Here is a 24579-nt window from a genome sequence, read left to right as displayed (position 1 = left end):
CGGCGGACCGCGGGTCAACAATCCCTCGGTTGTAAAACTACCACAGGGTTTATATCTTCGCGGTCGGAAGTTACATCGACATGGCCACTCTCAGGGACCTCGGCCTCTCGGAGTACGAGGCGCGCGCGTACCGGGCGCTGCTGAATACGGGGCCCACAACCGCCAAAGAGTTGTCCCGCGCGAGCGACGTCCCGATGGGGAGGATCTACGACGTGTTAAACAGCATCGAGCAGTACAACCTCGTGCGCAGCCAGACCGCGAGCCGTCCCAAGAAGTACGTCGCGGTCGAACCCGCGACGGCGCTGGACCGCCTGCTCGACGACAAGAAGCGCGAACTCGAGGAGAAAGCCGAGCAGTACGAGTCGATCGTCGACGAACTCTCGGACGAACTCGAGGCGGCCGAACCCGTCGAGGATCAGTTCTGGACCGCGGCCGTCGGCCCCGAGGAGACCATCGACCTCCTGCTCGAACGGCTGACCGCCGCCGACCGCCACATCGTCATGGTCGCCGCCGACCCCTCCCCGCAGATCGACATCCGCACCGTCGGGGAGGAGGTGCTCGCCAACCTCGAGGACGCGCTCGACCGCGGCGTCGAGGTCGACGTCCTGATGAGCCGCGACCTCGTGGACTCGCTCTCGCCGAGCGTCGGCCGGCGCTACCAGCGGGCGTTGCAGTCGCGCGAGGACTTCGCGGTGCGCACGAGCGAGGACGTGACGGGGACGTTCGACATCATCGACGACGTCGAGGTCTGCATCCAGGTGCCGAACCCGCTCTCCTCCGGTGAGGCGTTCGGCATGATCGACCTCAAAGACCCCGAGTTCGCCACCGACGTCCACGACGAGTTCCTCCCGCGCTGGGAGGAGGCGACGGCACTCGAGTTCTAGTCCTCGCCGTTGACTTCCGCGCGCAGGGTCCCCATCTCGACGACGCGCTCCGCGTGGGCGTTGTGCTGGTGGATCGACTCGTCGTTCGACTGGCTCATCGTGATCACGGCGTCGTCCGGCAGGTGCCCGAACTCCTCGAGGACGCCCTCGGCCATCGAGCGCACGCAGTCCTCGACGAACTTGGCGTTCGCGTGGGCCTCGTAGGTCATGTGGTCCTCGTCCGGGCGTTTCGCGAGGTTGTAGATGTGCGCGCTCATCGAGTCGCGCGCGACGTCGATCACGTCGTTGAGGTCGACGTCGGGGGCGCCGTCGGCCTCGATCGCGAGCGTCGCGTGGCCCCGCTGGGAGTGACCCGGCTGGGGGATCTCGTCGAGGAACTCCGTGATGACCTCCGCCTCGACGTCGAGGTCCTCGAGTTTCTGCTTCGCGCGGGCGACGGACATCCCCTGCGAGCAGGGACAGACGGTCATCCCGGTGACGCGGGCGCCGATCTCCTCGCGGGTGCCCTCGTCGGTCGCCGTCGCGGAGGCGACGACGTCGACGGTGTGCTGGGTCTCGCGGTCGCTCGCGGGGGTGTGCTCGCGGCGCATGAACTCCGCGGTCATCGACACCTCCGCGCGCGAGGTGTAGTCGTGTTTCTCGAGCAGCCGCTCGGCCGCGTCGCCGCAGACGTCCTCGACCCGGTAGGCCTCCTCCCGGGTCGCCTCCTCCAGGGTCTCGTCGATGACCTCCATGTTGCGGCTCATGTCCGCCCCCTTGCGCCACGAGGGGAGGTCGACGAACACCTCGAACTCGGCGGTCAGGACGATGGGACGGTCGTCCTCGCGGGCGATCTTGACGAGTTTGTCGACGCCCGTGACGCCGACCCGGTTCAGTCCGACGGTGACCTCGGGCGACGTCGCCTGCACGTCCGGCAGCTGGTGACTCATTGACGTTTCTTCGGGACAGCGGCCGATTAGGCCTTTCGAAAGGAGCATTCCCGTCGAGCGTCCGACCCGCCGCGGCGGTCGGTCGCCGGCGTCCTTTAAGTGCTTCTGGTCACAAGGTGGAGATACGAGGGGATTTTCGGACGATTCGTCGCTTCGAGCCGCGCCTTCGGCCGTCCGAGAGCGGGGCGCGGCCTCGACGGCCTTTAAGTGTCTCTGGTCACAAGGTGGAGATACGACGGGAGATCGTCGCTTTTCGCGGTTCTCTCGCTTCCGCGTTCCGCCGAGCGGCCGGGCTCGCTCGTCCGACTGCCGCATCGAACCCCGACCCCCGGGACCCTTTAAGTGCCTCTCGTCACAAGCTGAAGCTACGAAGGGATTTTCGCCGGTCGACCGATCGCGTCGAGCCGCCGGTACGGCCCGTTCGAGCCTCGCTCTCGTCGTTCGTCCGGCCCTCCGACCCCGGCGCGGGTCTCGAATCCGTCCGACGCTCGTCCGACGGAACGTATCAATCCGCGAGGATGCGAGCGAGGGTTTTTGACGGTCTACGTCCGAGCCACCAACGAGATGAGCTGGAACGGCGCCTCGACCGGGGCCGGCGTCGAACCGACGGCCGCCGAGGACGAGCGACGGCTCGAGACGCGTCCCGGGTCCGGATCGCTCTCGCGGGCCGAGGTCCAGCGGGACGCGACCGTCCGCCGGTGGGGGATCGTCACGCCGAGTGCGACCGTCATCGGACGAGCGGAGTCGCCGAACGCGGACCTCTCCGAGAGCGTCCGCCGACTCCACGACGAACAGCACGCGGCCACGCCGGGGTACGGCGAGCGCGCCCACCGCCTCGACCGACTGCGGACCACGCAGGCGCTGTGCAACGCCCTCGAACTGACGCCGTGGCAGCGCGACCTCGCGCTGGGCGTGATGGACGAGATCGATCTCACCGAGTTCGGTAGCCAGCGCGCCATCTCGAAGGTCGCGCTCGTGGTGATCCGCCACGTCGTCGACGTCGACCGGCGGGCGTACTTCGGGCTGGACGACCTCGACGTGCGGTCGCTCTCGCCCGAGCGGATGGACGAACTGTTCGGCCAGTACCGCGCCCACGACATCACCGACGACCCGACGTTCGAGCGTCTCGCGGCCCAGCACGGCCTCGACACGACGAGCCTCAACCGGCTCCGTCGGGTGCTGAAGGCCCAACTCGACGACGAACTGCCGGCGTACGGTCGCAACCCCCACCGCGACCCGAACCTCCCCGAGACGGCGAGCGACGGGAGCGACCGCGCCGACGCCTGACCGACTTCCGGCGACTTTTGTGCGGCGACGCCCTACTCCGACCGTGACGTCCACCGACGCGGACGCGACGGACCGGATCGTCGTCTACGCCGACTACGTCTGCCCGTTCTGTTTCCTCGGGCGACAGTCCCTGAGGCGGTACCGCGAGTCCCGCGAGGACCCCCTCGAAGTCGACTGGCACCCGTTCGACCTCCGGCGCGATAAGCGCCGGCCGGACGGCTCGATCGACCGCTCGGCCGACGACGGCAAGGACGAACAGTACTACGAGCGGGCGCGGGAGAACGTCCGCCGACTCCAGGAGCGCTACGACGTCGAGATGGCCCAGGAGATAGCGACCGAGGTCGACTCGCTGTTCGCACAGCAGGCGTCCCTCTACGTGCGCGAGGAGCACCCCGACCGCTGGCTCGCCTTCGACCGCGCGATCTACGACGCGCTCTGGCGCGAGGGCCGCGATATCGGCGACGCGGACGTGCTGGCCGACCTCGCCGCCGACGTCGGCCTCCCGGCCGACGAGGTCCGCGAGGCGACCGCGGACGAGAGTCTCCGCGAGCGCCTCGACGAGCGGTTCGCCGAGGCCCAGCGAGACGGCGTCACGGGCGTCCCGACGTTCGTCGCCGACGGCGACGCCGCCCGCGGCGTCGTGCCGCCGGAACGGCTGGAACGACTCGTCGAGGGCTCGTAACCCGGCTCACTCGAGTTTTCCGAGCGCGTCGAAGAAGCTCACCGGCGGGCCGGCCAGCGTGACCGCGTCGTCGGCCAGTTCGACCGTCACCTCGGCCGGGGGGTCGACCCGCCGCCGGTTGCGCCCGTCGCTGATGACGTAGGCGGCTTCTGTCCCCGAGAGGACGAGCGAGAGGTCGCTTCCCTGATCGACGACCAGCGGCGGCATCGCCTCGGCCGCGCACATCTGGGTGACCACGAGCGCGTCGACCGTCGGGCGGACGAGCGGCCCGCCCTCGCTCAGGTTGTAGGCGGTCGACCCCGTCGGCGTCGCGACGAGGACGCCGTCGGCGTGACTCGATGCGTACGTCCGGCCGTCGACGCGGACCTCGACGTCGACGCCGCCGCCGCGGCCCCGCCGGGGGCCGTGGACGACGACCTCGTTGAGCGCGGGCGCCAGGTCCCAGCCGTCGCCGCAGGCGCGCAGTCGACTCACCTCGCGGCCGTCGACCGCGCCGCGCTCGCGGACGTCCGCGACGAGGTCGGTCACCGCGTCGACGGCGTCCTCGGGCGCGACGGCGTTGAGGAACCCGACCTCGCCGAGGTTGACGCCGAGGATCGGGGCGTCGCCGGCCTCGCGCGCGACGAACAGGAAGGTGCCGTCGCCGCCGATGCTCACGACGAAGTCACAGCCGTTCATCTCGGCGACCGGGACCGTCTCGGCGTCGACCGCGGTGCCGGTCGACTCGTCGACGACCGCGCGGTCGCCGCCGTCTTCGATCGCTTCGACCAGCCTCGCGGCGAGGGTGCGGGCCCGCTCGTTGTCGCGCTGGGCGACGATTCCGACGTCGACCTCCATCGTCCGCCGGTAGCCCCCGGGCGGCCAAAAAGCCCCCTGTCGTGACCCGGCCGGCGAGCGCAACGTCCGGATGACAGCCGAATCGGAGTAAAATCGTGTTACGCGGGTGTTCGCTGACCATACTTTTCCCGCGGACGCCGCTTACTGTCCGGCATGGCTCAACGGACGACAGCCGACGAGACGATGACGCGCCCCGAACTGGCGGAGTACCTCCAGAATCTCGCGGACGAACTCGAACGCGGGGACGACGAGATCGCCATCGGCGTCGGGAACCGGATGGTACACCTCCAGCCGGCGAACAACGTCGACGTCTCGATCGAGGTCATCGAACGATCGTCGAAGATTCGCGGGCAGCGCGAGACGATCGAACTCGAACTTAGCTGGAAACCCTGAGATGTCGGCGGTAGACGCAGCCCTGATCTTCGCGCTCAGTCTGGTCGTCGGGACGGTCGCCATCCTCGTCGGCGCGCGGCTGATCGTCGACTCGGACGCCGGCCTCGGAAACGCCGTGTTGACCGCCCTGATCGGCGCGATCGTCTGGGCGGCGGCGAGCTACCTCGTCGGCTGGATCCCGCTTCTGGGCGTGGTGTTGATGCTGATCGCCTGGGTCGGCATCATCAACTGGCGCTACCCCGGCGGCTGGGGGACGGCGGTGGCGATCGGCGTCGTCGCGTGGGCGGTCGCCGTGGCGATCGTCTACGGCTTTTCCGTCCTCGGGATCGTCGCGCCGGACGCGCTCGGCATTCCGGGCGCCTGAACCCCCCGATTTCGGGGTTCCCGCGGCACGAGAACGGATGGAGAAGTTCTTTTCCGCCCCGACCGAACGATCGGTACGGATGTACGAGACCATCCTCTTTCCCACCGACGGGAGCGAGCAGTCGGCGACCGCCCTCGAGCACGCGATCGACGTCGCCGAGACGCGGGGTGCGACGCTGCACGTCCTCTCCGTCGTCGACGACCGCGCGTTCCTCGTCCTCGACGACGAACGGGTCGAAGCGGTTCGCGAGGACCTCCGCGAGCGCGCGCTCGAAGCGGTCGACGGGGCGGCGACCGCCGCGGACGGACGCGGCGTCGCCGCCGAGACGGCGGTCGACACCGGCCACCCGGCCGAGCGCATCGTCGACTACGCCGCCGCCGTCGGTGCGGACCTGATCGTGATGGGAACCAGCGGCGACGACTACGAGCGCAACGTCGTCGGCAGCGTCTCCCAGCGCGTCGTCCGGACGGCGCCCGCACCCGTCCTCACCGTCGGTCCCGACGTCTGAGCCGCCCTCACTGCACGTATCGGAGAGGCTAGGATTGATACGGCTGCCCCCGTAACGCCGAGTCGAATGCGCCGTTCCGTCGTCGTCGCGGCCGTCCTGCTCGCGATCGCGTCTGCGTTCGTCGGCGGCCCGTCACTGTTGCTGTCGCCGTCGACCGCCGAGGTCGCCCCCGCGGAGACCGACGACCCCGGGATCGTGCGGCCGAACGACGGCGACGGCGGCTTCTGGCCGTACCTCAACTCGCGGCAGGCGTTCGAGGAGCGCAGTCCGATCAACGTCGTCGTCGTCGGCGACGCCGACGAGGTGACGCGGCTCCTCCGCGAGGCCGGCGACACCGACTGGGAGGAGACCGACGAGGCCCACGAGGAGGCCGACCCCGGAACCCACGCGCTGGACGTCGGAAACGGGACCGACGAGGACGGCGTCGACGCCGTCGACGAGGGGCTCGAACTCGGCGCGACGGAAATCGCGTGGACGCGGACCACCGGCGCGACCCGCTACGCCTACGTCCACGACGGCGACGGCGGGCAGTGGATCGAGGAGAGCGGGCAACTCCACGACGGGAGCTACTACGGCCAGCGCTACCACGTCCGGCTGTACGAGAGCCCCGACGGCGACTGGGTCGCGATGCAGACCCACACCGAGCACTTCGACTGGTTCACCCTGCGCCACCGCGTCGACGGCGTCGAGGCCGCCCAGTCGCGCCTCGAAGCCGACCTCATGGCCCTCCCCGGGATCGAGGTGCGCGACGACGTCAGCCGCGTCTACCTCGCCAACGACGGCCCCTCCGACGCCGACGGCTGGGCGACGGTCGTCGACCTCCTCGGACTGGCGCTCGCGCCGCTGCTGGTCGGCGCGACGATGGGGGAGCGCGCGAGCGAGGCGGTCGACGACCGGCTGACCGAGACGGACCGGCGCCGCCTCGCCGCCGCGGCCGACCGGCTGGAGACCGGCCACCTCCTGCTCGTCGTGACGGCCGTGGCGGTCGTCCTCGGGGTCCGGATCGGCGGAATCGCCCTCGAACGCCACGCCGGTTTCCTCTCGATGCACGCCATCGCGGCGCTGCTCTACCCGATCGTCGGCGTCGGCCTGCCCGCCGCGACGTACCTGCTCGCCGCCGGGCTCGAACGCCGCCTCGACGCCGCCGTGGCGGCGAGTGGCGGCCTCGCGGTCGCGATCTGGCTCGACTACGGCCTGCTCGGCGTCGACTCGCTGCCGATCGACGTGGTCGGCCAGCGGATGCTCGTCGTGATCGCGCTCGGCCTGATCGCCGCCGGGGCCGCAAAGCGGGCGACCCGCGAGTCGCGCTGGAACGACATGCTCGTCGCCGGCGCCGCGACGTGGGTGCTGGTACTCGGCGGGACGCTGCTGGGGTACCTGTAACGGGGGCGGAAGCCGCGCGTCCGGCCGCACTCAGTCCCGCCCGTGGCGGGTCAGACACTTCGGGAGGCCGATCAACTCGACGGGTTCGGAGTTGTCCGGCGAGTAGACGACCATCTGACCTTTCTCCATGTACGGCACCTTCGATTCGAGATTCGAGGGGATGTTGACGCTCTTGATGGCGTCCTCGTCGCCGAGGTTGAGGACGATCGTCGTGTTGATCTGCTTGAAGACGGCGTCGTCGATGTCCTGTGGGTCCTGCGTGATCAGGAAGAGGCCGAGCCGTTCCTTGCGGCCCTGCTTTGCCGCCTCGGTGAACTTCCGGATCACCTTCCCCGCCTGCACGCTGTCGGCCTCCGAGAGGAAGTTGTGGGCCTCGTCCATCCCGAGCACGAGCGGCGTCTCCTCGATGCGCTCGTAGTCGGGGTCGTTCGAGAGCTTCTGGTCGATCAGCAGCGAGGAGAGCGCGAGGACGACCGTCTCCGTCGCGCGCGAGTCGTTGACGTGGTAGGTCGGGACGACCGAGAGCCGGCCGGGTCGGACGAACTCGCCGACGAGGTCGGTGATCGGCCGGGCGTCCTGATCGAAGACGTGCGAGAAGCCGAGCACGCGCCGGCGGACGGCGTCGAACGTCGCCTCGTGGACGCGGCCGGACTCGTCGAGTTCCTCGCGCAGCGCGGGGTCGTCGAGGAACGTCGTGAACTCCTCGTAGGTGCCGCCGTCGCCGTAGTGGCGCCGGAACCGCGGCAGGAGGACGCTCACCAGCGCGCCGTACTGGTTGTCGTTCAGCCCGCTGCCGGCGACCAGCCACGGGTTGTCGTAGACCATCGAGAACGGGACGGTGAACTCGACCTGCTCGGCGCGGTGGTGGCCCGCGGCGTAGGAGGCGGTGCCGACCTTCGGGACGAACGCGACCGTGTCGTCGTGGCCGCCGTAGGCGATCCCCTCGCGCTCCAGTCGGCGAGCGAACTCGCCGTCGAGGTCGGGGTTGTCGTCGTGCATCTGGGCGTACTCGTCCTGCGGGTCGAACTGGACGACCGCCGGCTGGACCTCGCGGCCGTCCTCCATGGGGTAGGTCCGCGCCTCGCTCAGGTACTGTCGCAGGACGTTCTTCGCGCCGTGGGTCTTGCCCGACCCCGTCCCGCCGGCGATCAGCGTGTGTCGGAAGACCAGCGGGTCGCCGGCCTCGTAGTCGTCTTTCAGCCGGTAGTCGATGGTGGGCGGCGAGGCCGCGGTCCGGACCTTCTCGCCGCCGACCGAGAGGTGCCCGAGGAAGACGCCCGCCTCGGGGATCTTCAGCCCGGTCTTGATCTCCTCGACGTCGCTTGCCTCGCGGACGACCGTCCCCGGCTTCGGGACGCGGTCAGTCATCCGCCGCTTGAGGTCGTCCCCGTCGTCGTAGAGGACCGCGACGGGGTCGAGCGAGGCGACGAACTTGTAGTCGGCCTCGTCGTCCTCGTCGAAGCCGTCGCGGCGCATCGCCCGCCGGGCGTGGATCTCCGTCGCGTCGTCGGCGCGGTACTGCTGGGCGTACTCCAGCCCCGAGATGCGACAGAACAGCGTCTCCCCGTCCGGGTAGGGCGCGAGCAGGTACGTCCCGATCCGGACCGCCGAGCGGTTCCCGGCGGTGACGTACGCCTGCAGTGTCGTGTCCTCCTCGTCCTCGGCGATCCGGAGCCCCCGCGAGACGCAGACGGTCCCGATCCCGGCGTCCGCGCCGCTCGGTTCGACGGGCACCGTCTCGAAGCGGTCGTCGGTTTCCGCCGCGTCGCCCGACGGCGCCCCGTCGTCCTCGTCGCCGCCGTCGGCGTCGAACTCGCCGAAGTCGCCCAGATCGGTCATGTACGTGATATCCGGACGGTCCGTAAAACGCGTTTCCCTCCGTTCACGAGCGCCGCCGGGCCGCGAGCGCGAGGACGAGCGCCGTCGCGACCGCGAGCGCCGCCGCCGTGAGCGGGAGTCCGGCGATCCGGTCGGCGTCGCCGCCGTCGTCCGCGGGGCCGTCGACGCGCCGCGTCTCGCCGTCGACGGCGTCCGGGTCCGGGTGGTCGAACGTCCCGGCGGGCTCCCCGCCGCCGTCGATCTCGACGGCGAGGTCGCGGTCGTAGACCGGCAACGGCCAGTCGCCCTCCAGTTCGACGGCCGTCTCGGCGAACGAGACCGTCGCCGTCGACGGCGGGGCGTCCTCGGCGACCGCGACGGTCAGCGTCGCGAGGCGGTCCTCGCCGGTCGCGCCGCCCGCGGGCGGCTCGCGGCGCTGGTCGAGGACGACCGTCCCCGCCTCGTGGGCGACCGTGGCCTCGGCGCGGACCTCGGTCCCGTCGCCCGCGAGCCACGGCCCCGCCTCGACGGCGACCACTTCGAGGTAGTCGGGGTGGTACTGCGCGACGAGCGCGACCGAGACGACGCCCTCGCCGGCGTGGCCGCCGTTGCTCCGCATCAGCACGTCGACCTCGACCTCCTCGCCCGGCGACGCCGCGACCGCCTCGGGCGACGGCGAGACGGTCGCGAGCTGGTCGCCGGCGGCGACGGTCCCGAGGACGGCCCCGAAGGCGGCGGCTCCGAGGAGGGCGCAGGCGACGAGCGCGACGGCGAGTCGCCCGGGCGCGCGAGCGGTTCGTCGGCGGCGGTATCGGCTCCGGGTCATAGCGTGATCGTGGTCGTCACCGGCGGCATCTCGAGGAAGGCGGTCTCGTACCCCTGGTGGCGCGACACCTGCGGCGGCGCCCGGGTCTCGATCGCGAGGGCGTCGCCGTCGGCGGGCGCGTCGACGCCCGCGCCGTAGTGAAACCCCAGTTCGGGGTCGAGCGCCGCCGAGAGGCCGATCGGTTCGCCGCCCGCGAGGGTCGCTTCGAGGGTCGCCGCCGGGAGCGGGAACCGGTTGTACGGCGTCCGCGCGGAGACGGCGAGGTACCAGCCGTCGGCGACCCGCGACCCCGGTTCGAGCAGCGTCGTCGCCAGAACCGCGTCGCCGGTCTCGGGGGTCCCCTGAAGCGCGCCGGGGAGGTCCTCGGCCGGCGGGAGCGCCGCGGGGGCGTCGCCGTCGGCCGATTGCATCGGGTCGAGCGCGCCCCGCTCGCCCCACTCCGACTCCGGGAGGTAGTCGACCTCGGCGGCGAGTCGCCGGAGGTCGTCGTCGAACGTGAACGAGAACGCGACGTCGGCCGCCCCGCCGAGTCGGTCGGCGAACGCGCCGGTCAGCGTCGCGTCGAGCGGGTCGATCGATCCCTCGACGCGGTAGGTGCCGTCGCCGTCGAGGGCGACGTTGTCGCCGACGTGAAAGCCCATCCCCTGCGAGAGCATCGGCCACGGCCGCCGTTCCGCGACGGTCTCGCCCTCGTCGTCGCCCTCGCTCGCACGCGAGACCGAGAACTCGACGCCCGCGCCGAGCGGCACGACGGTTCCCGTCTCGGCGTCGCGGACGGTCGCCATCAGGTGGACGTCGTCGCCGGCCGCGGGGTCCACGCGCTCGGCGTCCCGGCCGGTGACGGTCCAGAACCGGTGGGGGTAGGTGACCATCGGCTCGACGGCGTACGGGCCGGCGCGCACCGGGTCGAGCGCGCGGACGGCCTCGCGGTGGGTCGGGCGGTAGACGGCCTCGGGCGGGTCCTCGACCGCCGGAAACGACGGCGGGGCGTCCTCGTCGGCGTCGTCGCCGTCCTCGCCGAGACAGCCGGCCAACAGCAGGGTGCCGGCGAGGCCGGAGGCGAGCACCCGCCGTCGGGTGGGCGTCGCGCCGTCGCTCATGGCACCCACTACCGGCGTGAGCGGCATACGCGTGTCGCCCGACGGGGCGAGCGCGCGGGTCGGGAAAACGGGAGCGGCGAGTTCGGCGTCGTTCACGGCGGGCGCGGCTACTGACCGGGCATCGACAGCGGGTCGCGGGCCGAGACGGCTCCCGCGGCGGCGTCGTAGTCGAGGAGGCCGGCCGCCGCCATCGCGGGGAGGTGGGCGTGGTGGAGTTCGACCGCGAGGCGGTCCGCGTCGCCGGCCGGCGGCCCCGCGCGGGCGGCGAGCCGACGGGCCAGTTCGTCGACCGAGAGCGTCGACTCCGCCCCGGCGAGTACCTCGCGGACGGCCAGTCGGGCCGGGTGCGCGAGCGTCCGGAACGCCTCGTCGTCGAGCGTCGCCCACGCTTCGAGCAGCGAGCCGTCGACTGGCGTGGCGTCGGCCGCGAGCGATACCGTCTCCGCCTCGCGGTCCCACTCGACGGCGCCGTGATCGACGAGTCGAGGGAGGTGGTCGTGGACGAGCGAGATCGTCACGCGTCGGCGCTCGGCGGGCGTGACGTCGGACACCGCCCGGGAGACGTCGCGGGCGGCGATGCGGCCGGCCAGTTCCCGGACGGTAGCCGTCGACTCGGCTTCGAGAACCTGAAGGACGGTGATCCGTCGCGAGTGGCCGAAGACGTCACACTCGGCCCTCGTCGGCCCCGACGCGGGGCCGCGGTCGCCGCCGCCGCTGTCGCCGTGGGCGTCCGAACTCATTACCGGATCGATCCCCTGTACAGGGTTAAACCCGTCCCCAAAACAATTTGGGTTCGGGAGCTGATACGTCCGGCCTGCGACGGGGAACGGGACCGAACGCCGCCGAATACCCGGTTTCTCGCCCGATCCGTCGAACATCCGTCGGCGAGTTGATTCGCGTTTGTACGGGCACTGTTGGGTTCGGACCACCCCCGTCGGGTTTTTCCGTCGCGAGGGCGTAGAACGGTGGTATGCACCGAGCAGGCGGTCGAACCGGCTCGCCCGGGCTCGCGGGGACACACGACGAGCGCGGCGACCGAACCCCGACCGCACCATGATACTCGTCGAGGGTTCCGCCGGGGGGACCACCCTCACGGGCACGATATTCGAACGGGGCGAGCGCGCGCCCACGTTCCCCGGGTCGCCCGACGAGGACGCCCCCTACGTCTGGATCTGCGACGAGTTCTACGAGGTCGACAGCGGCGGGACCGTCCAGCTCATCGACGACCGGGAAGTACACATCGCGTTCGAGTCCCCGATGCCCCGCGGCTTCGACACCAGAGAGCAGGCGATCGGGGCCGCGAAAGACCACATCCGGACCCAGTTCGCCCGGGTCGGCGTCGACCCCGAGGCGGTCGAGATCGAGGTCACCAAAGGGGAGCCGTCCTGAGAGGCGACGCGGCTTTTTACGACCGGCCGATAGGAACGGGTATGCGGGAGTTCGTCGTCGACCTCGAGTACGCTTCGGGCCGGTCGCCGCTGGCGGACGCGCTGGCGGCCCACCACGGCGCCACCGTCCGGTCGCTCGCGTGTCACGCCACCCCGGAGACGCTCTGGCGGGTCGACTACGCGGCGGGCACCCGGGAGGCGCTGGCGGCTATCGAGGACGGGTACCTCGATCACGACGTGCCGATCGACCGCCTCGACGCCGCCGAGGCGGCCGACCGCGAGACGGTCGTCCTCGACCGCACCGAGGAGTCGTTCGTCGCCTACGCCTGGTGGCGACGGCCCCCGGACGCCGTCTCCCTGCCCCACCTCGCCCTCGACCACTTCGGCGACGGCATCGTCTTCGAGACGGAGTGGGACGGCCGCCACTACACGTGGCGGCTCCTCCTCCCCGGCGACCCGGCGGTCCAGTCGTTCCTCGAGGACCTCCACGGGAGCCTCGACGGGCGGGTCCGGGCGAAACTGAGCCAGTACACCGACGTGCAGGGGCGACGGCTCGGCGGGACGGGGACCGAGCGGCTGTTGCCCCTCAAACACCGCCGGGTCCTGCACTACGCCGTCGAGTACGGCTACTACGACGTGCCGCGGCGGATCACCCTCGAGGAACTGGCCGAGAAACTCGACCTGCCCCGGTCGACGCTCTCCTACCGGCTCCGCCGGGCGGAGTCGGAACTGGTGACGTGGTTCACGGACGCCGACCGGACGGTCGGCTTCACCGAGGGCCCCGAGTCCTGAGGGCCGCGACGCCGGCCCGCCCTCGCGGCGTTCGCGCCACCTCGTGTAACTAATCCGAGACGGGTTGGCGTGCTCCAATACACACGTATCGGCTCGACACACGTATCACTTCGTATGAAGAGCCGACCCGACCAGCGGCCGGCGGAGGAACCGACGGTGTCCGAGCACGCGCCAGTCGACGGCGGAGAAGCGTCCCGGTTCGCGCGGCGGGTGGCGCCGACGGCCGAGCGGTACCTGAAGCTGACCGGGAGCCTCTGTCCGGCCTGCGTCGCCGACGGCGACGGGGTTCCGACGACGATTCCGATGGTCGTCTACGAGGAGGCCGGCGAGATCAGGCTGGCGAAGGAGTGTCCCGACCACGGCGTCGTCCGGGACGTCTACTGGCGGGACGCGGGGCTCTACTACCGCGCGAAGCGGTGGCGCGACGAGGGCGACTACCTCGCGTCCGCCCACGCCGCCGTCGACTCCGAGGGGGTCGACTGCCCGGCGTCCTGCGGGCTCTGTCCGCTCCACGAGTCCCACACGGGGCTCGGGAACGTGACCGTCACGAACCGGTGTGACCTCTCGTGTTGGTACTGTTTCTTCTACGCGGAGGAGGACGACCCGCTGTACGAGCCGACGGTCGAGGAGATCCGCGAGATGGTCGAGACCGTCGCCGACGAGGAGCCGATCGGCTGCAACGCGATCCAGTTGACCGGCGGGGAGCCGACGGTACGCGACGACATCGTCGAGGTCGTCGCGGCCGTCTCGGAGGTCGTCGACCACGTCCAGTTGAACACCCACAGCGGGCGGCTCGCGGGCGACCTCGACCTCGCCGAGCGCCTGCGCGACGCCGGCGTCAACACGATCTACACGAGTTTCGACGGCTTCGACCCCGAGTTCAACGTGAAAAACTTCTGGGAGATGCCCGCGGCGATCAGGACGTACCGCGAGGCCGACCTCCCGGTCGTGCTCGTGCCGACGGTCATCGGCGGCGAGAACGTGGACCAACTCGGCGACGTCGTCCGGTTCGCGGCCGCGAACAGCGACGTCGTCCGCGGCGTGAACTTCCAGCCCGTCTCGTTCGTCGGGCGGATGCCCGACCACGAGCGCGCACGCCAGCGGGTCACCATCCCCGACGTGATCCGGGCGATCGAACGGGGCACCGACGGCGCGGTCCCGGCGGCGTCGTGGTACCCGATCCCCAGCGTGACCGCGGTCAGCGACTTCGTCGAGGCGTGGTCCGGCGAGCCGTCCTACCGGCTCTCGAATCACTTCGCCTGCGGGATGGCGACCTACGTGTACGTCGACGGCGACGACCTCGTCCCCATCACGGACTTCCTCGAAGTCGACGCGTTCCTCGCGGCGCTCGACGACCTCGCGGGCCACTACGACGGCGACCTCGGCCGCCTCGACCGGGCCCGCGCGGCCGCCAGACTCGCGTGGGAACTGCACCGCACGGTCGACGCCGACGCCGCCCCCGACGGCGCCCGGATCGGCCGCTGGCTGCTCGAAGCGCTGACCGCCGGCAGCTACGAGGGCCTCGTCGAGTTCCACCGGAACGCGCTGTTCCTCGGCACGATGCACTTCATGGACCCGTACAACTACGACGTCGACCGGGTCGAACGCTGTGACATCCACTACAGCATGCCCGACGGCCGCGTCGCCCCGTTCTGCGCGTACAACGTCCTGCCGGGGCTGTACCGCGACCCGGCCCAGAAGCGCCACGCCGTCTCCGTCGAGGAGTGGCTCGAACGCGACTACGCCGAGCCGACGACGGCAGACCGCCCGGACAGGGTCCGCCTGCGGTCGGGCGACGGGGACGACGACGGCCCGGGTATCTACGGCTACGACGTCAAGCGCCGCCGCGACGGCGACGAGGAGGAGCGCCGGCGCGTCGAGCGAGCGTACGAACGCTCTATCGAGCGTCTAGAGCCCGTCTGAGGGGTCAGGCGTCGTACTCCTCGGGCCAGCGGACGTCGTCGTAGCTGCGGTCCCACGTCGTCTCGAACCGCTCTTCGAGGGTCTCCCGGAGCGACCGCTTCTCGCGTGCGCTGATCCGGGCGAGTTCGTCGGCCTTCTCGACGATCCGCGGCGGGCCGCCGGCGATCGCGACGTCGCTCAGCAGTTGCATCGTCAGCCGCTCGCGGACCTCCGGGTCGCGGGTGAACGCGTACGGTGCCTCGATCCGGTAGACGAGGTCCTCGCGGGGATCGTAGACGACGAAGAACGTCACCTCGTACTGCTCGGTGTCGAGCCGTCGTTCGACCCCCAGAGCGTCGCCGTCGGCCGATAGCGGCCGGTCGACGCCGCCGCGCGAGCGGAACCAGCCGGTGTACGTGAGCGCGTCCTCCTCGCGCTCCCAGCGCGGGCCGTCGACGTCGTCGACGTACTCGCCGCGCTCCAGCACCCGCGAGAAGAAGGCGGCGTCGTCGGCCCACGGCGCGTCGGCTCCTGTCCGCTTGACGGTTCGGGTGAGCACCCGCGTCGCCGGGTTCTTCACGAACGCGACGAGCGGGACGTCCCGCTCGACGAACTCCTCGACGAGGCGGACGTAGTTTTCGAGGACCGTCGTCGGCCGGGGGTCCTCGAGCAGGAAGTCCGCGAGGTCGGGGTGGCGGTCGCTCCAGCGCAACAGCCCGCGGGGGTACAGCGGCCCGTCGAGGACGAGCAGGTCGTCCACGTCGCCGGCGTGCTCGCGGGCGTGGGTGCTCTCGGCGAGGTAGAGCGCGAGCGCGTGGACGACCCCCTCGGCGAACCGCGGCAGCGGCGGCACCTTGACCGCCCGCGAGCGGCTGTACCCCTCGTCGAAGCGATCCCAGCGGTCGTCGACGGTCGCGGTCTCGTCGTTCGAGTGGACCGTCGCGACGACCGTCCGCGAGCGGTGCAGTTCGAGGTCCGAGGGCGTCGCGCTCATCGCCGCCTGCGCGATGTCGATGACCAGCCCGTTGCGGAACGTCGTCGGGTTGATCGTCCCGGCGTCGAGGCCGTGTTCGGTCGGAAACGGCCGCTCGCGGAGGGCGACGCCCTCGCGGTCGACGAGGTGCCGCGAGAGCGACTCGACGGGTTCGAGGACGAGTCGCCCCCGCTCGTCGGTGAGGGGATCGAGGAACTCGGTCCAGACGGTCTCGGCGAACTCGCGGTGGTCGCGCTCGTCGGCGCCGCCGTCGATCCGTCGCGCGAGCCGCGCGATGCCGTCGAAGTGAACCGGATCGAGCGTCATGGCCGTCCCCACCGGGGCCACCCGCAAAAATCCCGCGGTACGGGCGCTCGACGCCGGGAGCCGGCGGTCACCGGCGCCAGTAGGCCGGCGTCAGCAACACCAGCACCGGGATGATCTCGATGCGGCCGGTCCACATCAGCAGGATCATCGCGACCTTCGTCGCCGGCGGGAACACCTCGTAGGTCTCGAAGGGGCCGACGACGCCGAACCCCGGGCCGACGTTGAAGAAGGTCGCCGCCGCCGCGCTCATCGCGTCGAACTCGCCGATCGTCAGGCCGTACCGGGCCGTGTCGAGGACGACGAACACCGTCCCCGCCATGAAGAACACGAGGCTGACCAGCGTGTACGCGTAGATGTCCCTGATCGTCCCCTCGTCGACGACCTCGCCGCTCAGCCGAACCGGGCGGACGGCGGCCGGGTGGCCGGCGACGAAGAGGTCCCGCCGGAACGCCTTGAGCACCACGAGCCAGCGCAGCGCCTTGATCGAACACGTCGTGCTGCCGGCCATCCCGCCGATGAACATACAGACGAACAGCAGGTTCTTCGCGGACGCCGACCAGTCGTTGAAGTCGACGCTGGCGTACCCCGTCGTCGTCGTGATGGAGACCACCTGAAACAGCGCGTGGCGGACGGTCGCCTCGACGCCGCCGAGCGACGGCCCCTCGACGGCGAGCAGGGCGGCGACGGCGGCGCCGAACCCGAGCAGGACGCCGACGTAGAAGCGGAACTCGTCGCTCCGGTAGAGCCGTTCGAACCGCCCCTGCAAGACGAGGTAGATGAGGATGAAGTTGGTCGCCCCGACCGCCATGAACGCGGTCGTGACCCACTGGACCGCCGGGGAGAACGCCGCGAGGCTCTCCGGTCGCGGGGAGAAGCCGCTCGTGGAGACGGTCGTCAGCGGGTGGGCGACCGCGTCGTAGAGCGTCATGTTCGGCGCCAGCCCGAGCAGGTGAAGCACGTAGAGCAGCCCCATCTGCGCGACGGTGATGCCGATGTAGAGGCTCCAGAGGAGCCTCGCGGTTTCGGAGATCCGCGGCGTGAGCTTCGTCACGTCCCGCGTCTGCGTCTCCGTCTCCATCAGTTGCGCGCCGGCGACGCCGAGCCGCGAGAGGATGGCCGTCGCGAGCACGAGGATGCCGAGCCCGCCGAGCCACTGGATGAGCTGTCGCCACAGCAGGATCGCCCGCGAGTGGGCGTCGAAGTCGGTTATCGCCGTCGCCCCCGTCGTCGTCACCCCGCTCATGCTCTCGAAGAGGGCGTCGAGCGGGTGCGCGAGCGACCCGTTCCCCGCGAGGACGAACGGAACCGCCCCGACCGCCGCGATCGAGAACCACGCGAGCGACACCATGAGGAACGCCTCGCGGGCCCCGAGGTCGCGGTCGTCGGTGAGGCGTTCGAGGCCGGCGCCGAGCGACAGGGTCACGAGGATCGTCGCGACGAACGGGACCACGTCGACGCCGTCGTAGACGGCGAGCGCAAGCGGGAACGCCAGCGGCACCGCCAGCCACTTCAGGATGGTGCCGACGAGGCTACAGCTGACTCGCCAGTCGACGCGGATCCTCACGGGAATCGACCCCACACGCGCGCCCGGCGGGCGTCGACTCGCTCGCGAGTCGGGAGCGAACGCGACGGCACGTTCATGGATTTCGACCGATGTCGACTCGCCACTTCAAGACCTAGCTACAAATCTCGACCGGAGCCCCGTCGGGCGGGCGCGACCGGGCCCGGACGCCGTCGACGGTGGCGCCGAACGACAGCTAGTTACCTCGCCGGCGACACTCTCCGCACATGAAGGCGGCACTGATCGTCCTCGACGGCTGGGGACTCGGTGAGGATGACACGGAGGGCAGGAACGCGGTCGAGGCCGCCCACACGCCGGTGTTCGACCGGCTCTCGGCGAACGGGGCGCGGGGGCGACTCGAAGTGAAAGGCCGGCGGGTCGGCCTCCCCGACGGGCAGATGGGCAACAGCGAGGTCGGCCACCTCAACATCGGCGCCGGCCGGGTCGTCCACCAGGAGTACACCCGGATCTCCGACGCCATCGCCGACGGCTCCTTCCGCGAGAACGACGCGATCAACGCGGCGTTCGACCGCGCCCGCGAGGGCGGCGGCCGCGTCCACTTCCTCGGGCTGGTCAGCGACGGCGGGGTCCACTCCGACCACGAGCACCTCCACGCGCTGATCCGGATGGCCGCCGACCGCGACGTCGAGGCGGTCACCCACGCGTTCACCGACGGCCGGGACACCTCGCCACACGGCGGGGAGGAGTACCTCGCGGAACTCGAAGAAGTGGCCGCCGACGCCGGGACGGGCGACGTCGCGACCGTCTCAGGGCGCTACTACGCCATGGACCGCGACCAGAACTGGGAGCGGACGAAGCGCGCGTACGACGCCATCGTGAACCGGGAGGCCGAGTTCACCGCCGAATCGGCGGTCGACGCGGTGCGGGAGTCCTACGAGCGCGGCCAGACCGACGAGTTCGTCGAGCCGACGCTGGTGGAAAGCGAGGCGCCCGGCGCCTCGGAAAGCGAACGGCGAAGCCGTGAGCAGGGCGGTCCCGCGCTCGAAGACGGCGACGCCGCGGTCTGGTTCAACTTCCGCTCGGACCGCGCGCGCCAGTTGACGCGGCTGCTCGCGGACATCCGCCCCGAGTGGGAGTTCGAAACCAGCCCGCCGGACGTCGAGGTCGTGATGATGACCCAGTACGACAAGACGTTCGACCTCCCCGTCGCCTTCCCGCCGAACCAGCCCGAGCAGGTCCTCGGGGAGGTACTCGCCGACGCCGGCAAGACCCAGCTTCGGATCGCCGAGTCCGAGAAGTACGCCCACGTCACCTACTTCTTAAACGGCGGCCGCGAGGTCGAGTTCGACGGCGAGATCCGCGAGATCGTCGAGAGCCCCGACGTGCCGACCTACGACCACCAGCCGGAGATGAGCGCGGCCGAGGTGACCGACGCCGCGATTTCGATCGTCGAGTCCGACGACCCGGACGTGCTCGTGCTCAACTACGCCAACCCCGACATGGTCGGCCACACCGGCGACTACCGCGCCGCCGTCGAGGCCGTCGAGGCCGTCGACACCGAACTCGGACGACTCGTCCGCGTCCTCGAAGCGAACGGCTCGCACGTGCTCGTGACGGCGGACCACGGCAACGCCGACGACATGGGTACCGAGGACGACCCCCACACCGCCCACACGTACAACGACGTCCCGCTCGTCTACGTCGCCCCCGACGGCACCGACGGCGGTCGGACCGTCCGCGAGGGCGGCACGCTCGCCGACATCGCGCCGACGCTGCTCGAACTGATCGGCGTCGAGCAGCCCCCGGAGATGACCGGCGAGTCGCTGCTGGAGTGACGCGGCGCCCCGCGGACGCTGGACCGGTCGGTTCGGTCGACCGTATCGTCAACCAGCCGTACCTTATACTTCGTAGAAAAGTTATTGTATCGTGAATTTTAACGGACGGTCGGATGACACGTCGAAGCGAACCAGCCGACGCACGTACTGTAGTGTTCGTCGCCGTACTCGCACTGAGCGCCGCGTTCGCGGCGCCGGTCGCGGGGGCGTCGACGGACGCGACGACGACCGCGACCGACGAGGCCGGCCCGTCGGTCGACACCCTCTGGGCCGACTACCTGAGCGACGAGGCCCTCATCGTCGCCGGGAACCTCACCGACCTCGGCGACGCCGACGAGGCGACCGTCCGGTTCGAGTACCGCGCGAACGGGACCGACGAGTGGGCCGTCTCCGACGGCGAGCGGGTGAACGCGACGGGGACTGTCACGGAGGACCTCACGGGCCTCGAACCCGGCACCGAGTACGAGTACCGCGCCGTCGCGGAGACGGCGGTCGGCGTCGACCGCGGCGAGACCCGGACGATCGAGACGCTGCCGGACCGGCCCGCGGCGACGACCGTCGGCGCGGAGAACGTCACCGAGGACGGTGCGGTGCTCGTCACGAACGTGACCGACCTCGGCGGCGCCGACTCGGCGACGGTGTGGTTCTCCTACAGCCCGACCGACGAGGACGAACCACACTCCGACTGGACGGAGACCGACCCGGTGACGGTCACGTCGACCGGCCTCGCTGACCGGGTCGTCGACGGCCTCGAACCCGGGACCGAGTACGAGTTCACCTCCCACATCGACGACGGCGATCAGACGGGTTACTCGGCCGGCTACGAGACGTTCACGACCGACGACCCGTTCGTCGTCGCGACCGGGCCCGCGACCGACGTCTCGAAGACGGGCGCGACCCTGACCGGCGAGGTCGTCGACTTCGGCGGCGCCGACGGCGCGAGCGCGTGGTTCGAGTACCGCGCGAGCGGGGCCGACGAGTGGGCCACGACGGAGGCGGTCGCGCCGGACTCGGCCGCCGGCGTCAGCGCCGCGGTCGATGCCCTCGAACCCGGCACGACCTACGAGTTCCGCGTCGTCGCCGAGGCGACCGACGGCGACGCCGACGTCGGCGCGGTCGAGTCGTTCGAGACGCTCCCCGACCCCGCGGTCGAGACCGGCGCCGCGACCGCCGTCGACGACGCGTCGGCGACCGTCGCCGGCGACCTCGTCGACCTCGGCGGGGCCGACGCCGCGACCGTCGCCGTCCAGTACCGCGCGGCGGGCGAGAGCGCGTGGGTCGAGACCGACGGCGAGACGCTGACCGCGCCGGGCGCGTTCGACGCCTCGCTGACGGGTCTCGAACCCGAGACCGAGTACGAGTACCGCGCGGTCGTCCGCGCCGACGGCGTCGTCGAGACGGGCGCGACCGCGACCCTGACGACCGACGTCGCCGAGCACGACCCGACCGTCGAGGAACTCGCGGGCGTCGACGAGAGTTCGTCGAACCCGCACGCCGAACTGGCCGTCGACTGGGCCGTCGCCGACGCGGACGGCGACCTCTCGTCGGTCGCGGTGACGATCCGCGACGGCGACGGGCGGGTCGTCGACGCCGCCGAGGAGTCGGTCGCCGGCGACGCCGCGAGCGGGTCGTTCGCGACCGAGGTGAAACACGGCGCCGGCGATACGTACCGCGTGACCCTCGAAGTCGCGGACGGGGCCGGTAACGTCGTCGTCGAGCGCACGGAGATCGGCGCGTAGCGAGGTCCCGCACGGCTTCTCGACTCTTTTATCCGACCGCGCTGAGAACGACCCGCTATGTTCGCGGTCGCGACGTCGCTGTTGCTCGCGGCGGTCGGCACGGTCGTCGTCTGGACGGGGAGCCAGTCGCTGGAAGGGGCCGCCGACGACCTCGCGGCCGCCTACGGGTTGCCGGTCGTCGTCCAGGGGGCGATCGTCGCCGCCGTGGGGTCGAGCGCGCCCGAACTCTCGAGCGTGTTGCTGGCGACGCTGCTCCACCAGGAGTTCGAACTCGGGGTGGGCGCGGTCGTCGGATCGGCGGTGTTCAACCTGCTGGTGATCCCGAGCGCCGCGGCGCTGATCGGCGGGGCGCTCCCCACGACGCGCGAGTTGGTCTACAAGGAGGCGCTGTTCTACATGCTCGCGGTCGCGGCGCTGCTGTTGACGTTCTCGATGGCGGTCATCTACAACCCGGCCGACGGGAGCGGGCTCCCGGGGACCGTCACGCGGTCGCTCGCGCTGTTCCCGCTCGCGCTGTACGGCATCTACCTGTTCGCCCAGTACCTCGACACCGCGGATCACGGACCCGCGTCGAGCGACGACGTCGACGTCGTCCGGACGTGGCTCGCGTTCGGCCTCGGACTGGCGCTGATCGTCGTCGGCGTCGAGGCGCTCGTCCGCGCGGCGATCGGCCTCGGCGAGGCGTTCGGCACCCCGACGTTCCTCTGGGGGATGACCGTCGTCGCCGCGGGGTCGAGCCTCCCGGACGCGTTCGTCAGCATCGCGGCCGCGCGGGCCGGCCGGCCGACGGTCTCCGTGGCGAACGTCCTCGGGAGCAACACGTTCGACCTCCTCGTGGCCGTCCCCGTCGGCGTCCTCGTCGCGGGGTCGCTGACGGTCACGTTCGCGCACGTCGTGCCGATGATGGGCTACCTGGTCCTCGCGACGACCGCCTTCTTCGCCGTCGCGCGGACGGAGATGCTGCTCTCCGGGCGCGAGGCGTGGGGGCTGCTGGCGCTGTACGGCGGGTTTGTCGTCTGGCTGGTCCTCGAGAGCGTCGGCGCGCTCTCGGTCGTCGCGACCTGACGGCGCGGGGCGGCCGAACGTCTCCGACCGGCGACGAACCTTGCCACTTCTCGCGAGCACCGTCCAGTGGTGCCGCGACTCACAGCTTTACGTACGCGCCGGCCAATCGGCGCGTATGAGCGACGAGACCGACCCCCACCGCTTCGCGACCCGTAGCGTCCACGCCGGCCACGAACCCGACCCGACCACCGGCGCCCGGGCGCCGCCGATCCACCAGACCACCTCCTACGTCTTCGAGGACACCGACCACGCCGCCGCCCTCTTCGGACTGGAGGAGTTCGGCAACATCTACTCGCGGATCATGAACCCGACGAACGCGGCGCTCGAAGAGCGCGTCGCGAGCCTCGAAGGCGGCGTCGGCGCGCTCGCGACCGCGAGCGGTATGGCGGCGTTCGACCTCGCGACGTTCATCCTCGCGGACGTGGGCGACAACATCGTCTCCTCGTCGTCGCTGTACGGCGGCACGTACACCTACCTCACCCACACCGTCGCCAAGCGGGGCGTCGAGACGACGTTCGTCGACACGCTCGACTACGACGCGTACGCGGCGGCCATCGACGAGAATACTGCCTTCGTTCACCTCGAGACGATCGGCAACCCCGCGCTCGTCACCCCGGACATCGAACGGATCGCGGACATCGCCCACGAGAACGACGTCCCGCTGTTCGTCGACAACACCTTCGCGACGCCGTACCTCTGCCGGCCGCTCGAACACGGCGCGGACCTCGTCTGGAACTCGACGACGAAGTGGCTCCACGGCGCCGGCTCGACGGTCGGCGGCATCCTCGTCGACGGCGGGTCGTTCCCGTGGGACGAGGGCGACTACCCCGAACTCACCGAGTCGAACCCGGCGTACCACGGCGTCAACTTCTACGAGACGTTCGGCGAGCAGGCGTTCGCCGTCGCCGCCCGCACCCGCGGCCTGCGGGACCTCGGCAACCAGCAGTCCCCGTTCGACGCCTGGGTCACCCTCCAGAAACTCGAATCGCTGCCGGTGCGCATGGAGAAACACTGCGAGAACGCCCAGGCGGTCGCGGAGTTCCTCGAGGACCACCCCGACGTCGCGTGGGTCACCTACCCCGGCCTCGAAAGTCACGAGACCCACGAGGAGGCGACGAAGTACCTCGACGGCGGCTACGGCGGGATGATCACCTTCGGCCTCGAAGGCGGCTACGACGCCGCCGAGACGGTCTGCAACGAGGTCGACCTCGCGAGCCTGCTGGCGAACGTCGGCGACGCGAAGACGCTGATCATCCACCCCGCGAGCACGACCCACCAGCAACTCACCGAGGAGGAGAAACTCGCAAGCGGCGTCACCGACGACCTCGTGCGTCTCTCGGTCGGCATCGAGGACGTCGACGACGTGATCGCGGACCTCGACCGGGCGATCGAGCAGGCCTGACCGGCGCCGTCAGCGGACCGTTTAGTACGCCCGACCGACATGCGTCGCGGTATGCGTTCGCACGACAGTGCGGGGGAGCGGCCGTGAGCGCCGTCGAAGCGCTCGAACGGATCGGGCGGTTCACGGGCAGGTACTTCGTCGTCCGGATGCTGGCGGCCTCGGCCGCGGCGCTGTACGCGCCCGTCGCCGAGCGCGGCGCCGACGCTTAAGGTGGGCGAGCGCGAGGGGTCGATATGGCCACGGGGCTGCTCCCACCGGACACCGCGGATCGACTCGTGACGACCGCCAGAACCGCCGTCGGCGACAGCCTGCGGTCGGTCACGTACTTCACGCGCGACGACTTCGAACAACTGTACCTCCGCGAGGACCTGACACGCGACGCCGACCTCTCGACGTTCATCGGCCACGAGTGGCGCGGCTTCACGGTCGCCCGGACGGCCTACGAGGGGACCGAACTCGGCGACTACCGCTACACGATCCGCGTCTTCGACAACGGCTTTCTGATCCGGGTCACCTCCGACCGCGAGGGCGTGTTCGTCACGACCGACGGGCTGACAGTCAAGGACTTCGAGGAACTCGCCACCGCGGTTCGGTCGGTGCTCGAAGAACGAACGCTCTCCTGA

24 protein-coding genes are annotated in these 24579 nt (G+C 70.8%); 16 read left to right on the top strand and 8 right to left on the bottom strand.

Features of this window, described 5'->3' with window-relative positions; translation table 11 throughout:
• Positions 1-80 precede the first annotated feature (80 nt).
• The gene (locus NKG98_RS15740; RefSeq protein ID WP_254767030.1) at positions 81-884 is read left to right on the top strand and encodes a TrmB family transcriptional regulator; all 804 of its coding nucleotides are present in this window, start codon (positions 81-83) and stop codon (positions 882-884) included.
• Here NKG98_RS15740 and mptA read toward each other — a convergent pair.
• Positions 881-1813: a GTP cyclohydrolase MptA gene (gene mptA, locus NKG98_RS15735; protein WP_254767028.1), complete on the bottom strand. Its 933-nt coding sequence runs from the start codon at positions 1811-1813 to the stop codon at positions 881-883. The genes NKG98_RS15740 and mptA overlap by 4 nt on opposite strands.
• Before the next feature lie 564 nt (positions 1814-2377).
• On the opposite strand from mptA, the gene NKG98_RS15730 reads away from it, so the two are divergent.
• Complete coding sequence (locus tag NKG98_RS15730) at positions 2378-3100, top strand: DNA-directed RNA polymerase subunit epsilon (protein ID WP_254767026.1); 723 nt, start codon at positions 2378-2380, stop codon at positions 3098-3100.
• 43 nt (positions 3101-3143) lie between these two features.
• Positions 3144-3782 carry a DsbA family oxidoreductase gene (locus NKG98_RS15725; protein ID WP_254767025.1) on the top strand — a complete coding sequence of 213 codons (639 nt, stop codon included), beginning with the start codon at positions 3144-3146 and terminating at the stop codon, positions 3780-3782.
• 6 nt (positions 3783-3788) lie between these two features.
• Here NKG98_RS15725 and NKG98_RS15720 read toward each other — a convergent pair whose 3' ends face one another.
• Positions 3789-4619, bottom strand: coding sequence for an NAD(+)/NADH kinase (locus NKG98_RS15720; RefSeq protein WP_254767023.1), 831 nt, complete (start codon positions 4617-4619; stop codon positions 3789-3791).
• A 153-nt stretch (positions 4620-4772) separates the two neighbouring features.
• Here NKG98_RS15720 and NKG98_RS15715 point away from each other — a divergent pair, with 153 nt between their 5' ends.
• From NKG98_RS15715 to NKG98_RS15700, 4 genes are all read left to right on the top strand, one after another.
• Entirely contained in the window at positions 4773-5012 is a 240-nt protein-coding gene (locus NKG98_RS15715) for an amphi-Trp domain-containing protein (protein ID WP_254767021.1), read from the top strand.
• 1 nt (position 5013) lies between these two features.
• Positions 5014-5376: a hypothetical protein gene (locus tag NKG98_RS15710; RefSeq protein ID WP_254767019.1), complete on the top strand. Its 363-nt coding sequence runs from the start codon at positions 5014-5016 to the stop codon at positions 5374-5376.
• Between the two features lie 79 nt (positions 5377-5455).
• A complete protein-coding gene (locus NKG98_RS15705; protein ID WP_254767017.1) occupies positions 5456-5884 on the top strand; it encodes a universal stress protein in 429 nt (142 codons plus the stop codon).
• Positions 5885-5950: 66 nt separating this feature from the next.
• Positions 5951-7267: a hypothetical protein gene (locus NKG98_RS15700; RefSeq protein WP_254767015.1), complete on the top strand. Its 1317-nt coding sequence runs from the start codon at positions 5951-5953 to the stop codon at positions 7265-7267.
• A 30-nt stretch (positions 7268-7297) separates the two neighbouring features.
• Here the strand turns inward: NKG98_RS15700 and NKG98_RS15695 are convergent, their stop codons facing one another.
• From NKG98_RS15695 to NKG98_RS15680, 4 genes are all read right to left on the bottom strand, one after another.
• Entirely contained in the window at positions 7298-9106 is a 1809-nt protein-coding gene (locus tag NKG98_RS15695) for an ATP-binding protein (protein WP_254767013.1), read from the bottom strand.
• A 43-nt stretch (positions 9107-9149) separates the two neighbouring features.
• A complete protein-coding gene (locus tag NKG98_RS15690; protein WP_254767011.1) occupies positions 9150-9911 on the bottom strand; it encodes a cellulosome anchor protein in 762 nt (253 codons plus the stop codon).
• On the bottom strand, positions 9908-11011 hold the full coding sequence (locus NKG98_RS15685; protein WP_254767009.1) for a DUF7350 domain-containing protein: 1104 nt from the start codon (positions 11009-11011) through the stop codon (positions 9908-9910). Before NKG98_RS15685 ends, NKG98_RS15690 begins: the two co-directional genes overlap by 4 nt.
• A 107-nt stretch (positions 11012-11118) precedes the next feature.
• Positions 11119-11751 (bottom strand): DUF7344 domain-containing protein, encoded by a 633-nt coding sequence (locus NKG98_RS15680; protein WP_254767007.1) that lies wholly within the window; start codon positions 11749-11751, stop codon positions 11119-11121.
• Positions 11752-12064: 313 nt separating this feature from the next.
• Here NKG98_RS15680 and NKG98_RS15675 point away from each other — a divergent pair, with 313 nt between their 5' ends.
• From NKG98_RS15675 to tes, 3 genes are all read left to right on the top strand, one after another.
• Positions 12065-12400, top strand: a complete 336-nt coding sequence (locus NKG98_RS15675) for a DUF7113 family protein (RefSeq protein ID WP_254767005.1) — start codon at positions 12065-12067, stop codon at positions 12398-12400.
• A 41-nt stretch (positions 12401-12441) separates the two neighbouring features.
• Positions 12442-13191, top strand: a complete 750-nt coding sequence (locus tag NKG98_RS15670; RefSeq protein ID WP_254767003.1) for a helix-turn-helix domain-containing protein — start codon at positions 12442-12444, stop codon at positions 13189-13191.
• 114 nt (positions 13192-13305) lie between these two features.
• Positions 13306-15114: a tetraether lipid synthase Tes gene (tes, locus tag NKG98_RS15665; RefSeq protein WP_254767001.1), complete on the top strand. Its 1809-nt coding sequence runs from the start codon at positions 13306-13308 to the stop codon at positions 15112-15114.
• A gap of 4 nt (positions 15115-15118) precedes the next feature.
• Here tes and NKG98_RS15660 read toward each other — a convergent pair whose 3' ends face one another.
• Both NKG98_RS15660 and NKG98_RS15655 read right to left on the bottom strand, forming a co-directional pair.
• Positions 15119-16393: a DNA double-strand break repair nuclease NurA gene (locus NKG98_RS15660; RefSeq protein WP_254766999.1), complete on the bottom strand. Its 1275-nt coding sequence runs from the start codon at positions 16391-16393 to the stop codon at positions 15119-15121.
• Between the two features lie 67 nt (positions 16394-16460).
• Positions 16461-17957 carry a TrkH family potassium uptake protein gene (locus tag NKG98_RS15655; protein WP_254766997.1) on the bottom strand — a complete coding sequence of 499 codons (1497 nt, stop codon included), beginning with the start codon at positions 17955-17957 and terminating at the stop codon, positions 16461-16463.
• Between the two features lie 224 nt (positions 17958-18181).
• On the opposite strand from NKG98_RS15655, the gene gpmI reads away from it, so the two are divergent.
• The 6 genes from gpmI to NKG98_RS15630 all read left to right on the top strand — a co-directional run bounded on the left by gpmI (position 18182) and on the right by NKG98_RS15630 (position 24579).
• Complete coding sequence (gene gpmI, locus NKG98_RS15650) at positions 18182-19750, top strand: 2,3-bisphosphoglycerate-independent phosphoglycerate mutase (RefSeq protein WP_254766995.1); 1569 nt, start codon at positions 18182-18184, stop codon at positions 19748-19750.
• A gap of 152 nt (positions 19751-19902) precedes the next feature.
• Entirely contained in the window at positions 19903-21489 is a 1587-nt protein-coding gene (locus NKG98_RS15645) for a fibronectin type III domain-containing protein (RefSeq protein ID WP_254766993.1), read from the top strand.
• 57 nt (positions 21490-21546) lie between these two features.
• On the top strand, positions 21547-22554 hold the full coding sequence (locus NKG98_RS15640; RefSeq protein ID WP_254766991.1) for a sodium:calcium antiporter: 1008 nt from the start codon (positions 21547-21549) through the stop codon (positions 22552-22554).
• Positions 22555-22669: 115 nt separating this feature from the next.
• On the top strand, positions 22670-23956 hold the full coding sequence (locus NKG98_RS15635; RefSeq protein ID WP_254766989.1) for an O-acetylhomoserine aminocarboxypropyltransferase/cysteine synthase family protein: 1287 nt from the start codon (positions 22670-22672) through the stop codon (positions 23954-23956).
• An 83-nt stretch (positions 23957-24039) separates the two neighbouring features.
• A complete protein-coding gene (locus NKG98_RS19030) occupies positions 24040-24165 on the top strand; it encodes a hypothetical protein (protein WP_256558429.1) in 126 nt (41 codons plus the stop codon).
• Positions 24166-24189: 24 nt separating this feature from the next.
• A complete protein-coding gene (locus NKG98_RS15630) occupies positions 24190-24579 on the top strand; it encodes a DUF7522 family protein (protein WP_254766987.1) in 390 nt (129 codons plus the stop codon).

It is taken from the genome of Salinilacihabitans rarus, assembly GCF_024296665.1.
Classification (GTDB): domain Archaea; phylum Halobacteriota; class Halobacteria; order Halobacteriales; family Natrialbaceae; genus Salinilacihabitans; species Salinilacihabitans rarus.
This window is presented reverse-complemented; position numbering and strand designations above follow the sequence as displayed.

Excerpts from the sequence above, each read along its gene's own strand:
- NKG98_RS15740 (WP_254767030.1), top strand. The coding sequence starts at position 81 with ATGGCCACTCTCAGGGACCTCGGCCTCTCGGAGTACGAGGCGCGCGCG.
- mptA (WP_254767028.1), bottom strand. The coding sequence starts at position 1,813 with ATGAGTCACCAGCTGCCGGACGTGCAGGCGACGTCGCCCGAGGTCACC.
- NKG98_RS15730 (WP_254767026.1), top strand. The coding sequence starts at position 2,378 with ATGAGCTGGAACGGCGCCTCGACCGGGGCCGGCGTCGAACCGACGGCC.
- NKG98_RS15720 (WP_254767023.1), bottom strand. The coding sequence starts at position 4,619 with ATGGAGGTCGACGTCGGAATCGTCGCCCAGCGCGACAACGAGCGGGCC.
- NKG98_RS15715 (WP_254767021.1), top strand. The coding sequence starts at position 4,773 with ATGGCTCAACGGACGACAGCCGACGAGACGATGACGCGCCCCGAACTG.
- NKG98_RS15710 (WP_254767019.1), top strand. The coding sequence starts at position 5,014 with ATGTCGGCGGTAGACGCAGCCCTGATCTTCGCGCTCAGTCTGGTCGTC.
- NKG98_RS15705 (WP_254767017.1), top strand. The coding sequence starts at position 5,456 with ATGTACGAGACCATCCTCTTTCCCACCGACGGGAGCGAGCAGTCGGCG.
- NKG98_RS15700 (WP_254767015.1), top strand. The coding sequence starts at position 5,951 with ATGCGCCGTTCCGTCGTCGTCGCGGCCGTCCTGCTCGCGATCGCGTCT.
- NKG98_RS15695 (WP_254767013.1), bottom strand. The coding sequence starts at position 9,106 with ATGACCGATCTGGGCGACTTCGGCGAGTTCGACGCCGACGGCGGCGAC.
- NKG98_RS15690 (WP_254767011.1), bottom strand. The coding sequence starts at position 9,911 with ATGACCCGGAGCCGATACCGCCGCCGACGAACCGCTCGCGCGCCCGGG.
- NKG98_RS15685 (WP_254767009.1), bottom strand. The coding sequence starts at position 11,011 with ATGAGCGACGGCGCGACGCCCACCCGACGGCGGGTGCTCGCCTCCGGC.
- NKG98_RS15680 (WP_254767007.1), bottom strand. The coding sequence starts at position 11,751 with ATGAGTTCGGACGCCCACGGCGACAGCGGCGGCGGCGACCGCGGCCCC.
- NKG98_RS15675 (WP_254767005.1), top strand. The coding sequence starts at position 12,065 with ATGATACTCGTCGAGGGTTCCGCCGGGGGGACCACCCTCACGGGCACG.
- NKG98_RS15670 (WP_254767003.1), top strand. The coding sequence starts at position 12,442 with ATGCGGGAGTTCGTCGTCGACCTCGAGTACGCTTCGGGCCGGTCGCCG.
- tes (WP_254767001.1), top strand. The coding sequence starts at position 13,306 with ATGAAGAGCCGACCCGACCAGCGGCCGGCGGAGGAACCGACGGTGTCC.
- NKG98_RS15660 (WP_254766999.1), bottom strand. The coding sequence starts at position 16,393 with ATGACGCTCGATCCGGTTCACTTCGACGGCATCGCGCGGCTCGCGCGA.
- gpmI (WP_254766995.1), top strand. The coding sequence starts at position 18,182 with ATGAAGGCGGCACTGATCGTCCTCGACGGCTGGGGACTCGGTGAGGAT.
- NKG98_RS15640 (WP_254766991.1), top strand. The coding sequence starts at position 21,547 with ATGTTCGCGGTCGCGACGTCGCTGTTGCTCGCGGCGGTCGGCACGGTC.
- NKG98_RS15635 (WP_254766989.1), top strand. The coding sequence starts at position 22,670 with ATGAGCGACGAGACCGACCCCCACCGCTTCGCGACCCGTAGCGTCCAC.
- NKG98_RS15630 (WP_254766987.1), top strand. The coding sequence starts at position 24,190 with ATGGCCACGGGGCTGCTCCCACCGGACACCGCGGATCGACTCGTGACG.